Source organism: Kitasatospora sp. NPDC085895 (assembly GCF_040702125.1).
Classification (GTDB): Bacteria; Actinomycetota; Actinomycetes; order Streptomycetales; family Streptomycetaceae; genus Kitasatospora; species Kitasatospora arboriphila.
The window spans coordinates 14050-27967 of the sequence record NZ_JBFBJY010000078.1 but is presented as its reverse complement, the minus strand read 5'-3'; the positions used below and the strand labels follow the sequence as shown (position 1 = coordinate 27967).

Here is a 13918-nt window from a genome sequence, read left to right as displayed (position 1 = left end):
CGTAGAAGGCGGCTCCCGCCAAGACCACCGCGACGGCGAAGAAGGCGGCTCCCGCCAAGACCACCGCGACGGCGAAGAAGGCGGCTCCCGCCAAGACCACCGCGACGGCGAAGAAGGCGGCTCCCGCCAAGACCGCCGCTGCGGCCAAGAAGACCACCACCGCCGCGGCGGCGAAGAAGACCACCGCGACGGCCAAGAAGACCGCCCCGGCGAAGAAGACCACGACGCGCAAGACCACCGCGCGCAAGACCGCCGCCAAGTAGCCTCTGTCGGCCCTTCGGGCGACGGCCGGTCAGAGCACGGCGCGAGATCGGAGCACGGCGAGAGCTGCGGCGGCCCGCGGATCCGGGATTCCGGAGGCGGGCCGGCGCAGCTCTTCCGCGTACCGCTGCCCGTCCCGGCCGGGACGGGCAGCGGTACGGGGGAGGGGCTCAGCCCTCGGCGCCCGGGTCGGGGAAGGTCTGCAGCGTCACGAAGACCACGCGGCGCCCGGCGCCCTCGCCCTCGGTGCGGATCCGCACCCGCTGGCCGGGCCGCAGCAGCCGCAGGCCGCCGGCGTCGAAGGCCGCCGCGTCGAAGGGCACCGGCGTGCCGTCGTCGAGCAGGACGGAGCCCGCCCGGGTGCCGGGATCGAAGGTGAACGCGGTGGCCTGCATGGCCGCAAGCATAGCGAGCGGTCACACCAGGGCGGCCGCCGCGGCGGCCGTCCGCGGCCCCACGCCGAGGGTCAGCGCCTCGCGCAGGTCCTCCCCGGTGTCCACGTCCCGGCGCACCGAGGCCACGTCGGCCAACTCCAGTTCACACGCACCGCCGAGGGCGTGCCGCAGCCGCGAGCCGTCCCCGAAGGCGGGCCGCAGCGCGCCGCCGGACGGCGCGGCGAGCAGGGTGGTGCCAAGGCCCGGTGAGTCCGCCAGGAAGGCCCGGCGGCCGGACGGCACCGCGGCCAGCACACGGGCGAGTTCGGCCGGCCGCAGAGCCGGCAGGTCCGCGGAGAGCGCCGCCACCGGGGCGTGCGGGGCGAGCGCCGCGGCGCGCGCGGCACCGTGCGCCAGGGCCGCGTTGAGGCCGCCGCCGGGCTCGTCCGGCACCACCAGCGCACCGAGGCGGGCGAGTTGCTCCGCGGCCGTGGCGTCCCGGGTCACCGCCAGCACCCGGGCCACCGCCGGGCAGGCCAGTGCGGCCCGCGCGGTGTCCAGGGCGAAGGCCAGCGCCAGCCGCGGGCGGTGCGGCCCGGCGAACGGCCCCAGCCGGCTCTTGGCCACCGCGGGCGGCTTCACCGGCAGCACCAGCGACCACAGCGCCGGGGCCGGTGGCAGCGGCGGACGGCCGGCGGGGCGTACGGTGTCCTCGGTCATCGGCGCCATTGTGGCGTCGGCTCCCGGGCCCGGGCCAGGCGGCCGCGATTCGCGTGCGTTTGGTCACTCGCCCGGGGCCTGCCCAGGGCGGCTGCTCGACAGCCGGTCCGCCCGCGGGTGAGACTGGTCGGCGCCCCGGGCCCTCCCGGCCGTCCCGGCCGGTGGAGAGCAGCAGGTCACACCCCGTCGAAGCGCGGCAGCGAACGGCGTACGGGGGCCGGCGCCGGGGCCCCGCCCGGGCACACCGGGCGGCGATCGAGGACCGCGGCACCCCCCGTGCCGCACCGGATGAGGAGGAGCTGGGTGGCCCGCCGCTCGTACGCCAGTTTCGGCAACGCCGACTACGGGATCTGGTACCGCTTCGCGGCGGTCCTCGTGAAGCCGGTGACCAATGCGCTGGCGAAGACCGAATGGAGCGGCTGGGAGAACCTGCCGAAGGAGGGCGGCTTCATCGCGGCCGTCAACCACAATTCGGTGATCGACCCGGTGTTCTACGCCCACTGGCAGTACAACAGCGGCCGCCCGCCGCGGATACTCGGCAAGTCCCAGCTGTTCTCGGTGCCGTTCATCGGCTTCATGCTGCGCAAGACCGGCCAGATCCCGGTGTTCCGCGAGTCCACCGACGCCGCCGAGGCGTTCCGGGCCGCCATCGAGGCCATCGACGGCGGCCAGTGCGTGCAGTTCTACCCGGAGGGCACGCTGACCCGCGACCCCGACCTGTGGCCGATGACCGGCAAGAGCGGCGCCGCCCGCGTCGCGCTGATGACCGGTGCGCCCGTCGTCCCGGTCGCCCACTGGGGCGCCCACGAGATCATCCCGCCGTACGGCCGCGGCGGTAAGGGCAAGTACCACCTCTTCCCGCGGCACAAGGTGACGGTCGCCGCCGGACCGCCCGTCGACCTGAGCAAGTACCAGGGCCAGGAGCTCACCGCGCAGGTCCTCAGGGACGCCACCGAGGACATCATGGCGGCCATCACCGCCGTCCTGGAGGGCATCCGCGGCGAGCAGGCCCCCGCCGAGCGCTACGACATGCGCAAGGCCGCCCGCGCGCGCGCCGCCGCCGCGGCCGCCAAGCGCGACCGGGCCCGCAGGGGCGACGCCGAGGAGCGTGCCGAGTGACCCGCTGCGCCGTCTTCGGCACCGGATCCTGGGGCACCGCCTTCGCGATGGTGCTCGCCGACGCCGGCTGCGACGTGGTGCTCTGGGGGCGCCGCAAGGAGCTCGTCGACGCGATCGACCGCACCCACGAGAACCCGGACTACCTGCCGGGCATCGACCTGCCCGCCCGCGTGCGGGCCACCACCGACGCCGCCGAGGCGCTGGCCGGCGCCGACTTCGCGGTGCTCGCCGTGCCCTCGCAGACCCTGCGCGCCAACCTGGCGGCCTGGGCGCCGCTGATCGAGCCGCAGACCGTCCTGGTCAGCCTGATGAAGGGCATCGAACTCGGCACCGCGGAGCGGATGAGCGAGGTGATCCAGGAGGTCGCCGGGGTCGGACCGGAGCGCGTCGCGGTGGTCTCCGGCCCCAACCTGGCCATGGAGATCGCCCGCCGGCAGCCGGCCGCCAGCGTGGTCGCCTGCACCGACGAGGCCGTCGCCCAGCGCTTCCAGAAGGCCTGCCACACGCCGTACTTCCGCCCCTACACCAACACCGACGTGGTGGGCTGCGAGCTCGGCGGCGCCGTCAAGAACGTCATCGGCCTGGCCGTCGGCATGGCGGCCGGCATGGGGCTGGGCGACAACACCAAGGCCACCCTGATCACCCGCGGCCTGGCCGAGACCACCCGGCTCGGCCTGGCGCTCGGCGCGGACGCGCACACCTTCGCCGGCCTCGCGGGCATGGGCGACCTGGTCGCCACCTGCTCCTCGCCGCTGTCGCGCAACAACACCTTCGGCATGAACCTCGGCAAGGGCATGACCCTGGAGGAGACCGTGGCCGCCACCCGGCAGACCGCGGAGGGCGTGAAGTCCTGCGAGTCGGTGCTCGACCTGGCCCGGCGCAACGGCGTCGACATGCCGATCGTCCAGGCCGTGGTGGACGTCGTCCACAACGGGCGCCCCACCCAGGAGGTGCTCGCCGGTCTGATGGCGCGCTCGGCGAAGCCGGAGCGACGGTGACCGGAACCGCGGGTTTCGCACGGTAGTCTCACGTCCGATATGAGCATCGAACAGACATCCCCGAACCAGCCCGGCGGCAAGCCCCGGGTCGCGATCGTCTTCGGTGGCCGCAGCTCCGAGCACGGCGTCTCGGTCGTCACGGCCGCGAGCGTGCTGCGCGCGATCGACCGGAGCAAGTACGAGGTGCTGCCGATCGGCATCACCCACGAGGGCCGCTGGGCGCTGGTCGGCGACGAGCCGTCCCGGATGGCCATCACCGACGGCCGGATGCCCGACGTCGACCAGGTCGCCGAGTCCGCCGAGGGCCAGGTCTCGCTGCCGGCCGCGCCGGGCAACCGCGAGGTCGTCCTCAGCGAGCCCGGCAGCGCCCCCAAGGCGCTCGGCGAGGTCGACGTCGTCCTGCCGCTGCTGCACGGCCCCTGGGGCGAGGACGGCACCCTGCAAGGCATGCTGGAGCTCTCCGGGGTGCCGTACGTCGGCTCCGGCGTGCTGGCCAGCGCGGTCGGCATGGACAAGGAGTTCACCAAGCGCATCCTCGACTCGCACGGCATCGGCGTCGGCGACTGGACGGTCGTCCGCCCGCGCGACTGGGAGACCGAGGAGGGCCGCGCCGCCGCCCGCGAGCGGATCGCCGCGCTCGGCCTGCCGCTGTTCGTGAAGCCCTGCCGGGCCGGCTCGTCCATGGGCATCAGCAAGGTCAAGGACCTCGCCGACCTGGACGCGGCGATCGAGGAGGCCCGCCGCCACGACCCCAAGATCATCGTGGAGCGGGGCGTCGAGGGCCGCGAGATCGAGTGCGCCGTCCTGGAGTTCGAGGACGGGCCGCGCGCCAGCCTGCCCGCAGAGGTCCTGGTCGGCGGCGACTTCGAGTTCTACGACTTCGAGGCCAAGTACATCGACTCCTCCGAGGTCGAGATCCCGGCGAAGCTCACCGCCGAGGAGACGGCCGAGATCCGCCGCCAGGCCGTCGCGGCCTTCGAGGCGCTCGGCTGCGAGGGCCTCGCCCGGGTCGACTTCTTCCTGCTGGACGACGGCCGGTGGATGGTCAACGAGATCAACACCATGCCCGGCTTCACCCCGATCTCCGCCTACCCGAAGATGTGGGAGGCCACCGGGATGCCCTACCCGGAGCTGATCGACCGTCTGCTGCAGGCGGCCCTGCGCCGCTCCACCGGCCTGCGGTAGTCGCCGGGCGGCCCCGGGACGACCCCCTGGGGGGTGCGGGGGACTGCGCAGTTCCCCGCACCCCTTCGGGGTTGCCCGTCGGGGCTTTCTCAGAGGCCTTCGGGAACGGCCGTCTTCACCGCGTCGGAGATCGCCGGGATCGGGTCGGCGTAGTTCGGGAAGGCGCCCTCGGGCACCAGCACCTCGACGTACGCCTTGCGCAGCGTGGTCACGAAGCGGTACCCGCCGTCGCCGTCCTCGGCGAAGCCCCACTGCACCCCGTTGATCTCGGGGGAGTTCTTCAGCGGGTCGTCGTCGAGGTACGCGGGCCGCTCGATGCCGCAGCGCATCACCGTCCGCGGCGAGCTCGCCCAGGCGGCGGTGTACGGCGAGGCGGGTGACGGGTCCCTGCGGTCGTGGCCCTGGACGGACCGCGGCAGCGCCCGGTCCAGCGCCTCGCAGTACCGCGCCACCGCGGCGGACGGCACCGGCGGCGCGACCTCGTCACCGCCGCCGTTGCCGACGAGCAGCATCACGCACCCCAGCAGCGCCGCGGGCGGGGCGAGCCAGCGGACGGGGGCGGGGAGCGACGCGAACGGACGGGAGGAGGCCACCCGCCGATGGTATCCGCGCCTACAGGCGGACCACCGGACAGGTCAGCGTGCGCGTGATGCCCTCGATCTGCTGCACCTGGGCGACCACCAGGCGGCCCAGGTCGTCGATGGACCCGGCCTCGGCGCGCACGATCACGTCGTACGGGCCGGTGACGTCCTCGGCCTGGACGACGCCTTGGATCTTGGCGATGGACTCGGCGACCGCGGTGGCCTTGCCCACTTCGGTCTGGATCAGGATGTACGCCTGTACCACGGGAGACCTCCAGGCGGCTGGGGGGTGGGCTGGCCGTCAGTCCGATCACCACGCTACCGCTCCCCTCCCCGGGGAGGGGAGACTTCTGCGGGGGTCGAGGGCGTACGCTGCGCGCGGGGGCGCGCGAGGACCGCGCCGGTTGAGTTGAGAGGACGGCAGATGCAGGGGACCGTGGGCGAGCTCGGCGAGTTCGGACTCATCAGGGAGCTCACCGCCCGGCTCGAGCCGACACCGGCCGTCGACCTCGGCCCCGGCGACGACGCGGCCGTGGTGAAGACCCCCGACGGCCGGGTGGTGGCCACCACCGACGTGCTGATCGAGGGCCGGCACTTCCGCCGGGACTGGTCCACCGCCTACGACGTGGGCCGCAAGTCCGCCGCGCAGAACCTCGCGGACGTGGCCGCGATGGGCGCCGTGCCGACCGCGATCCTGCTGGGCTTCGTCGCCCCGGCCGACCTGCCCGCGACCTGGGCCACCGAGCTGATGGACGGGCTGCGCGACGAGTGCAAGGTGGCCGGCGCCGCCGTCGTCGGAGGCGACGTGGTGCGCGGCGACGCCGTCACCCTCGCCATCACCGCCCTCGGCGACCTGCAGGGCCGCCGCCCGGTGCTGCGCTCCGGCGCCCAGGTGGGCGACGTGGTCGCCGTCACCGGCTGGCTGGGCTGGTCCGCGGCCGGGCTGACGGTCCTCCAGCGGGGCTTCCGCTCGCCGCGGGCCTTCGTCGAGGCGCACCGCCGTCCCGAGCCGCCGTACCACGCCGGCCCGGCCGCCGCGGACCTCGGCGCCACCTCGATGGTCGACGTCAGCGACGGCCTGGTCGCCGACCTCGGACACGTCGCCGCGGCCAGCGGGGTGGACGTCGACCTGCGGGCCGCCGACTTCGACGTCCCCGCGCAGATGGCCGACATCGGGCAGGCGGTCGGCGTGGACCCGCTGCTGTGGGTGCTCTCCGGCGGCGAGGACCACGCCATCGTGGCGACCTTCCCCAAGAGCGTGCAGCTGCCCGCCCGGTGGCGGGTGGTCGGCGAGGTCGTGCGCACCGCGCGGCCGGGCCGCGGCGGCCGGGTCACCGTCGACGGGGCGCCCTGGGAGCGGGTCGGCGGCTGGGACCACTTCGCCGCCGAGTGACCCCGAACGGGTGAGCCGGGGCCGGGCGCGGTGGGGCCGCCGGGACGGTAGCAGCGCGTAGTCTTGCCGTGGTGCCGGGGCGGCCGACCCGTCCGGCCCGGCCGCCCGGTGCCGACCGGCCCCGGACCGCCACGACTCGGGGCCGCCCGCCCCAGGGAGACCAGGCGATCATGCGTATCGGCGTCCTCACCAGCGGCGGCGACTGCCCCGGCCTCAACGCGGTCATCCGTTCCATCGTCCACCGCGGCACCGACGTGCACGGGGACGAGATCGTCGGCATCGAGGACGGCTTCCTCGGTCTGATCGAGGGCCGGGCCCGGACGGTGTCGCACGACGACGTCACCGGTCTGCTCACCCTCGGCGGCACGGTCCTCGGCTCCGCCCGGGTGCGGCGGGACCGCATCGAGCAGGCCGTCCGGGAGTGCCGGGACCTCGCCGCCGGCCTCGGCATCGACGCCCTGATCACCATCGGCGGCGAGGGCACGCTGACCGCCGCCCGGATGTTCAGCGACGCGGGCCTGCCGGTGGTCGGCGTGCCGAAGACCATCGACAACGACATCGACGCCACCGACGTCACCTTCGGCTTCGACACCGCCGTGCACGTCGCCACCGAGGCGATCGACCGGCTGAAGACCACCGCCGAGTCGCACCAGCGGGTGATGGTGGTGGAGCTGATGGGACGGCACACCGGGTGGATCACCCTGACCGCGGGCATGGCCGGCGGGGCGCACGGCATCCTGATCCCGGAGAAGCCGTTCGACATCGAGGCCGTGGCACGGATGGTCGAGGAACGCTTCCGGCGCGGCAAGAAGTTCGCCATCATCGCCGTCGCGGAGGGCGCCCGGCCGATGCCGGGCACGCTGCTCTTCGACCACGGCGGCCTGGACCAGTACGGCCACCAGACCTTCGGCGGCATCGGCAACAAGCTCGCCCGCGAGCTGGAGGGGATCCTCGGCACCGAGGCCCGGCCGGTGATCCTCGGGCACACCCAGCGCGGGGGCTGCCCGACCGCCCGCGACCGGGCGCTCGCCACGCGGTTCGGCTGGCACGCCGTCGAGGCCGTCCACAAGGGCGCCTTCGGGCACTTCACGGCCCTGCGCGGCACCGAGGTCGAGCTGCTGCCGATCGCCGACGGGGTGCGGGAACTCAAGACGGTCCCGGAGTACCGCTGGCTGGAGTCGGAGGCCGTGCTCTGAGGCCTCCCCGGTAGGTTGTCGGGCATGGCTCCGACTGAACAGTCCTCCGTGTCCGCCGCCGGCTCCGCCGCTCCGCCCCGTGTGCTCACGGTGGCCGGTTCGGACAGCGGCGGGGGCGCCGGCATTCAGGCCGACCTCAAGGCGATGCTCGCGCTCGGCGTGCACGGGATGAGCGTGATCACCGCGGTGACCGCGCAGAACTCGCTCGGCGTCCAGGGCTACTGGGAGCTGCCGGCGGAGGCCGTCCGGGCGCAGTTCCGCAGCGTGGTCGACGACATCGGCGTGCAGGCGGTGAAGACCGGCATGCTGGCCTCGGTCGAACTGGTCGAGACCGTCTCCGAGCTGCTGGCCGGCGTCGGCGCGCCGATCGTGGTCGACCCGGTCGGGGTGTCCAAGCACGGCGACGCCCTGCTCGCCGCCGAAGCGGTCGCCACCGTCCGCGAGCGGCTGCTGCCGGTCGCGACGGTCGCCACCCCCAACCTGCACGAGGTGGCGCAGCTCACCGGGGTGGTCGTCGAGGGTGAGGAGGACCTGCCCGCCGCCGCCGAGGCGGTCCTCGCGCTCGGCCCGCGCTGGGCGCTGGTCAAGGGAGGCCACCTGGCCGGCGAGGCCGTCGACCTGCTGGCCGGCGCCGACGGGGAGCGCCACTGGTACCGGGCGGCGCGCTACGACAACCGGCACACCCACGGCACCGGCTGCACCCTGGCCAGCGCGATCGCCGCCGAGCTCGCCAAGGGCAGCGCCGTGCCGGAGGCCGTCGGCGCCGCCAAGGAGTACGTCACCGGGGCGATCGCCGCCGGTTTCGCCCTGGGAGCCGGGATCGGCCCGGTCGACCACGGCTGGCGCACCCGCGGCTGACCGCCGCACCCCCGCGGGGGCCGCCGCCGGCCCCCGCGGACCCGCCCCTCGGACCGGCGGCACGCGGCGGCGCGGAACCGGCACGGCAGGGCCGACGGGAAACGCAGGAAAGCCGACCCACCCGAGGGTGGATCGGCTGTCCGGAGGACCGGCGTACCGGTCTGCGCGTCAGCGCGAGACCTTACCGGCCTTGATGCACGAGGTGCAGACGTTGAGCCGCTTCGGCGTCCGCCCAATCACAGCGCGCACCGTCTGGATGTTGGGGTTCCAACGACGGGGGGTACGGCGGTGCGAGTGGGAGATGCTGTTGCCGAAGCCCGGCCCCTTGCCGCAGACGTCGCAGTTGGCAGCCACAGGAGTCACTCCAAGACTTCAGATCAGGTACGTTCGAAAACCCCGGCTGAACCCACCGGCACCACGCACGTGGGGCGAATCGGATCAAGGGGTGAGCCCGGGTTGTTCCGGGCAACCGGGAGAGCATACAACGCCTGCTCCCGAGCTACGAAACTACCATGTCGGCGCCGGTGATCGTGCCCGGGCGGCGCGCGGGCCCCGGACGCTCCCGGCCGCGACGCCCCCGCCCGGCCCCGATAACCTGCCAGCATCGCCCCACCGCCACCGCCTCCGGCAGCCCCCGCGCCGGCGGGCGTTCCCGTGGCGTTCACCCGGAGGAGACCTGGTGCTGGACACGCTCGACGCCACGGCCGTCCGCACCTGGTGCCGGCTGGCGCTGACCGCCCTCGGCCAGGCCCGGGAGGAGATCGACGCGCTCAACGTCTATCCCGTCCCCGACGGCGACACCGGCACCAACCTCTACCTGACCGTCGAGGCCGCCACCGAGGCCGCCGAGGAGGCCGCGGGCGACCCGGCGGCCGACGGCGACGGCCTCGGCCCGATCACCGCCGCGATGGCCCGCGGCGCGCTCATCGGCGCCCGCGGGAACTCCGGCGTGATCCTCGCCCAGTGGCTGCGCGGCCTCGCCGAGGGCCTGGCCGACGGCGGCGACGCCCCCGCCCTGCGCCGCGCCCTGCCGCGCGCCGCCGAGGCCGCCTACCTGGCCGTCGCCGACCCGGTCGAGGGCACCCTGCTCACCGTCGCCGCCGAGGCCGCCCGCGCGGCCGCCGCCGAGGACGGCAGCCTCGCCGACACCGCCCGCACCGCCTGCAGCGCCGCCCGCGCCGCCCTCCAGCACACCCCCGAGCAGCTCGACGTCCTCGCCGAGGCCGGCGTGGTCGACGCCGGCGGCCGCGGCCTGGTCGCCGTCCTCGGGGCGCTCGCCGACACCGTCCTCGGCCACACCCCGATGGGCCCGATGGCGCTGCGCCACGAGACCGTCCGCCCGCTCCCCGCCCACCACGACGACTGCGAGGGCCACGCCCGGCTGCCCGGCCACCCCGCCTTCGAGGTCATCTACCTGCTGGAGGCCGAGGAGGACGCGATGCCCGCCCTGCGCACCCGGCTCGCCGCCCTCGGCGACTCCCTGGTGGTCGGCGGCGGCGACGGCCTGTGGAACGTCCACGTGCACGTCGACGACGCCGGCGCCGCCGTCGAGGCCGGCGTGGAGGCCGGCCGGCCCCACCGGATCCGGATCACCCACTTCGCCGAGGCCGCGGCCCGCGCCGGCGCCGGCAGCCGCCCCGAGCCCTCCGCCCCCGCCCGCGCGGTGCTCAGCGTGGTCAGCGGCCACGGCCTCGCCGAGCTCTGCGAGCAGGCCGGCTCGGCCGTGCTGCACGCCGACCCGGACCGCCCGCCGGTCAGCGCCGAACTCGCCGACGCCGTCCGGCGCTGCGCCGCCCGCGAGGTGATCGTGCTGCTCAACGACCCCGAACTGCGCGCCGCCGCCGGGGCCGCCGCCGACCAGCTCCGCGAGGAGGGCGTGCGGATCGCCGTGCTGCCCACCCGCTCGCCCGTCCAGGGGCTCGCCGCCCTCGCCGTCCACGACGCCGGCCGCCGCTTCGACGAGGACGTGGTCGCCATGACCTCCGCGGCCGGCGCCACCCGGCACGCCGAACTCGCCGTCGCCGAGGGGGAGTCCTGGACGATGGCGGGCGTCTGCCAGGCCGGCGACGTGCTCGGCCTGATCGACGGCGACGTCGCCGTCATCGGCACCGACGCCGCCGAGACCGCCGCCACCCTGCTCGACCGGATGCTCGCCGCCGGCGGCGAACTCGTCACCCTGGTGCTCGGCGCGGACGCCCCCGGACACCTCGCCGAGGACCTCGTCGCCCACGCCCGGCGGCAGCGCCCCGAGGTCGACACGGTCGTCTACCACGGCGGCCAGGAGTCCGAGCTGCTGCTCATCGGCGTGGAGTGAGGCCGCGCGCGCCCGCGCTGTCGTCGCCGTGGTGTCCAATAGGGCGTGATGGGCGCTCTCGATGAACCACTGACCAAGCTGGTCGGCGACCGCACCGCCAAGGTCCTCGCCGACTCCCTCAAGCTGCGCACGGTCGGCGACCTGCTGCACCACTACCCGCGCCGGTACGTCGAGCGCGGCCAGCTCACCAGCCTCGACGAGCTGGAGGTGGACGAGCACGCCACCGTCCTCGCCCGGATCGAGAAGGTCACCCTGATCCCGTTCCGCGGCCGCAAGGGCGACCGGCTGGAGGTGATCGTCACCGACGGGCGCAGCCGGCTCACCCTCGTCTTCTTCAACCAGGGCTGGCGGCAGAAGGAGCTCCGCCCCGGCGCGCAGGGCCTGTTCGCCGGCAAGGTCGGCCTCTTCAACCGCACCCGGCAGCTCGCCTCGCCCGACTACCAGCTGCTCGACGAGGACGCCGACACCGGCGCCGCGAGCGCCTTCGCCGGCCGGCTCATCCCGGTCTACCCGGCCAGCGCCCAGATGCCCAGCTGGAAGCTGGTCAAGTGCGTCGAGATCGCCCTGGACAAGCACCTCGCGGACGTCGGCGAACCGCTGCCCGCCGAGCTGCGCGCCGCGCACGGGCTGATCCCGCTGCCCGAGGCCCTCGAACTGATCCACCGGCCACGCACCCAGGCCGACCGCGAACGCGCCCAGGACCGGCTGCGCTGGGACGAGGCCTTCGTCCTCCAGGTCGCGCTGGCCCGCCGCCGCGCCGCCGACTCCGCCCTGCCCGCCACCGCCCGGCACCGCCGCCCCGGCGGCCTGCTCGACGCCTTCGACGCCCGGCTGCCCTTCCGGCTGACCGACGGTCAGCAGAGGGTCTGCGCCGAGATCTTCGACGACGTCGCGAGCGAGCACCCGATGCACCGGCTGCTGCAGGGCGAGGTCGGCTCCGGCAAGACCCTCGTCGCGCTGCGCGCCATGCTCGGCGTGGTCGACGCGGGCGGCCAGGCCGTCATGCTCGCCCCCACCGAGGTGCTCGCCCAGCAGCACCACCGCTCGATCGTGGAGATGATGGGCGACCTCGCCGAGGGCGGCATGCTCGGCGGCTCCGAGCTCGGCACCAAGGTGGTGCTGCTCACCGGCTCCATGGGCGTGCCCGCCCGCCGCCAGGCGATGCTCGACATGGCCAGCGGCGACGCCGGCATCACCGTCGGCACGCACGCCCTGATCGAGGACAAGGTGCAGTTCCAGGACCTCGGCCTGGTCGTCGTCGACGAGCAGCACCGCTTCGGCGTCGAGCAGCGGGACGCTCTGCGCGCCAAGGGCGAACGGCCGGCGCACCTGCTGGTGATGACGGCGACGCCGATCCCGCGCACCGTCGCCATGACCGTCTTCGGCGACCTGGAGACCTCCGTCCTCGACCAGCTGCCGGCCGGCCGCTCGCCGATCTCCAGCCACGTGGTGCCCGCCGTCGAGAAGCCCAACTTCCTCGCCCGCACCTGGGAGCGGGTGCGCGAGGAGGTCGGCAAGGGCCACCAGGCGTACGTGGTCTGCCCGCGGATCGGCGACGAGCCCGAGGAGCCCCGGAAGAAGCGGAAGTCCGTGGAGGAGGACCTGGAGGACGTCGGCGCCGCGAGCGACGACCGGCGGCCGCCGCTGTCCGTGGTCGAGACGGCCGAGATGCTCGCGAAGGGGCCGCTCTCCGGGCTGCGGATCGAGATCCTGCACGGCCGGCTGGCGCCGGAGGCCAAGGACGACGTCATGAAGCGGTTCGCGGCCGGGCAGGTGGACGTGCTCGTCGCCACCACCGTCATCGAGGTCGGCGTCAACGTCCCCAACTCCACCGTGATGGTCATCATGGACGCCGACCGCTTCGGCGTCTCCCAGCTGCACCAGCTGCGCGGCCGGGTCGGGCGCGGCAGCGCGGCCGGCCTCTGCCTGCTGGTCACCGACATGCCGGCGGCGAGCCCGGCCCGCGGCCGGCTGGACGCGGTGGCCGGCACCCTGGACGGCTTCGAGCTCTCCCGGATCGACCTGGAGCAGCGCCGCGAGGGCGACGTGCTCGGCCAGGCGCAGTCGGGCGTGAAGTCCTCGCTCAAGGTGCTGAGCGTGCTGGCCGACGAGGACGTCATCGCCACCGCCCGCGAGGAGGCCACCCGCCTGGTCGCCGCCGACCCGGACCTCACCGACCACCCCGACCTGCGCACCGCCCTGGAGAGCCTGCTCGACGAGGACCGCGCCGAGTACCTGGAGAAGGGCTGACGGACGGGCCCGGAGCCCCGGCGACTGTCAGTGCCCGGAGGGAGAATGGTGTTGTTCGGGCGCACTCCCAACATGCTTGCCCGGCACGACACTTGGGGGTCTCCATGGCATTCCGTCATCTCAACGAGCTGCCGCTCGGCGACAAGGTCTTCCGGATCGAGCTCGCGAGCGAGGACGACCGCGAGGTCACCCTCACCCTGAACGGCTGGCGCGAGGGGGCGGCGGCCACCCCGTTCGCCTCCGGCCGGCTCCGGCTGCCGGTCGAGGACGTCGCGAGCCTGCGGATCGCGCTCAACCGGGCGCTGCGCGCCCTCGCGATCGTCGCCGACGTCGCCGAGCCGATCCCCGACCGCGACGTGCTGCGCGAGCTGTACCCGGGCCACGGCGCCCCCTGGGTGCCGCAGCACGAGGAGGAGCTCGTCCGCCGCTTCCACGGCGGCGAGACGATCGCCCGGATCGCCGCCCGCTACGGCCGCACGCCGGACTCCGTCCGCACCAAGCTGCGCGAGCTCGGCCACGACCCGCGCCGCCCCGAGCACTGCCCGCCGGACGGCTGCCTGTCCTGGTCGCGGTTCGCCTCTCCGGCGCTGCTGGGGTCGGCCGCGCCCGCCGAGTGACGCACGGGGCCGCGCGGCGCGCTTGAATGGGGGAGCCCCCGCCGGTCCGCCG

Annotated in this window: 14 protein-coding genes and 1 pseudogene; 10 read left to right on the top strand and 5 right to left on the bottom strand. The window is 74.8% G+C overall.

Features of this window, described 5'->3' with window-relative positions; all coding sequences use genetic code 11:
- Positions 1 to 5: 5 nt before the first annotated feature.
- A pseudogene (locus AB0442_RS33495) lies at positions 6 to 263 on the top strand (hypothetical protein); the annotation flags it as partial.
- Positions 264 to 431: 168 nt separating this feature from the next.
- Here the strand turns inward: AB0442_RS33495 and AB0442_RS33490 are convergent.
- Positions 432 to 656 carry a hypothetical protein gene (locus AB0442_RS33490; protein WP_344627298.1) on the bottom strand — a complete coding sequence of 75 codons (225 nt, stop codon included), beginning with the start codon at positions 654 to 656 and terminating at the stop codon, positions 432 to 434.
- 21 nt (positions 657 to 677) lie between these two features.
- A complete protein-coding gene (gene cofC / locus AB0442_RS33485; RefSeq protein WP_366167374.1) occupies positions 678 to 1355 on the bottom strand; it encodes a 2-phospho-L-lactate guanylyltransferase in 678 nt (225 codons plus the stop codon).
- 303 nt (positions 1356 to 1658) lie between these two features.
- Between cofC and AB0442_RS33480 the strand changes: the two genes are divergently transcribed.
- From AB0442_RS33480 to AB0442_RS33470, 3 genes are read left to right on the top strand one after another with little or no spacing between them, the layout of a single operon-like run.
- Positions 1659 to 2474, top strand: coding sequence for a lysophospholipid acyltransferase family protein (locus AB0442_RS33480; protein WP_366167373.1), 816 nt, complete (start codon positions 1659 to 1661; stop codon positions 2472 to 2474).
- Positions 2471 to 3472 (top strand): NAD(P)H-dependent glycerol-3-phosphate dehydrogenase, encoded by a 1002-nt coding sequence (locus tag AB0442_RS33475; protein WP_366167372.1) that lies wholly within the window; start codon positions 2471 to 2473, stop codon positions 3470 to 3472. Before AB0442_RS33480 ends, AB0442_RS33475 begins: the two co-directional genes overlap by 4 nt.
- 39 nt (positions 3473 to 3511) lie before the next feature.
- The gene (locus AB0442_RS33470) at positions 3512 to 4657 is read left to right on the top strand and encodes a D-alanine--D-alanine ligase family protein (RefSeq protein ID WP_366167371.1); all 1146 of its coding nucleotides are present in this window, start codon (positions 3512 to 3514) and stop codon (positions 4655 to 4657) included.
- Positions 4658 to 4746: 89 nt separating this feature from the next.
- On the opposite strand, the gene AB0442_RS33465 is transcribed toward AB0442_RS33470, so the two are convergent.
- Complete coding sequence (locus tag AB0442_RS33465; RefSeq protein WP_366167370.1) at positions 4747 to 5250, bottom strand: DUF3515 domain-containing protein; 504 nt, start codon at positions 5248 to 5250, stop codon at positions 4747 to 4749.
- 19 nt (positions 5251 to 5269) lie between these two features.
- Positions 5270 to 5503 carry an Lrp/AsnC ligand binding domain-containing protein gene (locus AB0442_RS33460; protein WP_366167369.1) on the bottom strand — a complete coding sequence of 78 codons (234 nt, stop codon included), beginning with the start codon at positions 5501 to 5503 and terminating at the stop codon, positions 5270 to 5272.
- 159 nt (positions 5504 to 5662) lie between these two features.
- Between AB0442_RS33460 and AB0442_RS33455 the strand changes: the two genes are divergently transcribed.
- The 3 genes from AB0442_RS33455 (at position 5663) to thiD (ending at position 8685) form a co-directional block, all read left to right on the top strand.
- Positions 5663 to 6631, top strand: coding sequence for a thiamine-phosphate kinase (locus AB0442_RS33455; protein WP_366167368.1), 969 nt, complete (start codon positions 5663 to 5665; stop codon positions 6629 to 6631).
- A 170-nt stretch (positions 6632 to 6801) separates the two neighbouring features.
- On the top strand, positions 6802 to 7827 hold the full coding sequence (locus tag AB0442_RS33450; protein ID WP_363543884.1) for an ATP-dependent 6-phosphofructokinase: 1026 nt from the start codon (positions 6802 to 6804) through the stop codon (positions 7825 to 7827).
- A gap of 24 nt (positions 7828 to 7851) precedes the next feature.
- On the top strand, positions 7852 to 8685 hold the full coding sequence (gene thiD / locus AB0442_RS33445; RefSeq protein ID WP_366167367.1) for a bifunctional hydroxymethylpyrimidine kinase/phosphomethylpyrimidine kinase: 834 nt from the start codon (positions 7852 to 7854) through the stop codon (positions 8683 to 8685).
- 168 nt (positions 8686 to 8853) lie between these two features.
- Here thiD and rpmB read toward each other — a convergent pair whose 3' ends face one another.
- A complete protein-coding gene (gene rpmB, locus AB0442_RS33440) occupies positions 8854 to 9039 on the bottom strand; it encodes a 50S ribosomal protein L28 (protein WP_014138233.1) in 186 nt (61 codons plus the stop codon).
- Between the two features lie 325 nt (positions 9040 to 9364).
- Between rpmB and AB0442_RS33435 the strand changes: the two genes are divergently transcribed.
- The 3 genes from AB0442_RS33435 to AB0442_RS33425 all read left to right on the top strand — a co-directional run bounded on the left by AB0442_RS33435 (position 9365) and on the right by AB0442_RS33425 (position 13866).
- Positions 9365 to 10999 carry a DAK2 domain-containing protein gene (locus AB0442_RS33435; RefSeq protein ID WP_363543880.1) on the top strand — a complete coding sequence of 545 codons (1635 nt, stop codon included), beginning with the start codon at positions 9365 to 9367 and terminating at the stop codon, positions 10997 to 10999.
- Positions 11000 to 11047: 48 nt separating this feature from the next.
- Positions 11048 to 13249 (top strand): ATP-dependent DNA helicase RecG, encoded by a 2202-nt coding sequence (recG, locus tag AB0442_RS33430; protein ID WP_366167366.1) that lies wholly within the window; start codon positions 11048 to 11050, stop codon positions 13247 to 13249.
- A 104-nt stretch (positions 13250 to 13353) separates the two neighbouring features.
- Complete coding sequence (locus AB0442_RS33425) at positions 13354 to 13866, top strand: hypothetical protein (protein WP_366167365.1); 513 nt, start codon at positions 13354 to 13356, stop codon at positions 13864 to 13866.
- Positions 13867 to 13918 lie beyond the last annotated feature (52 nt).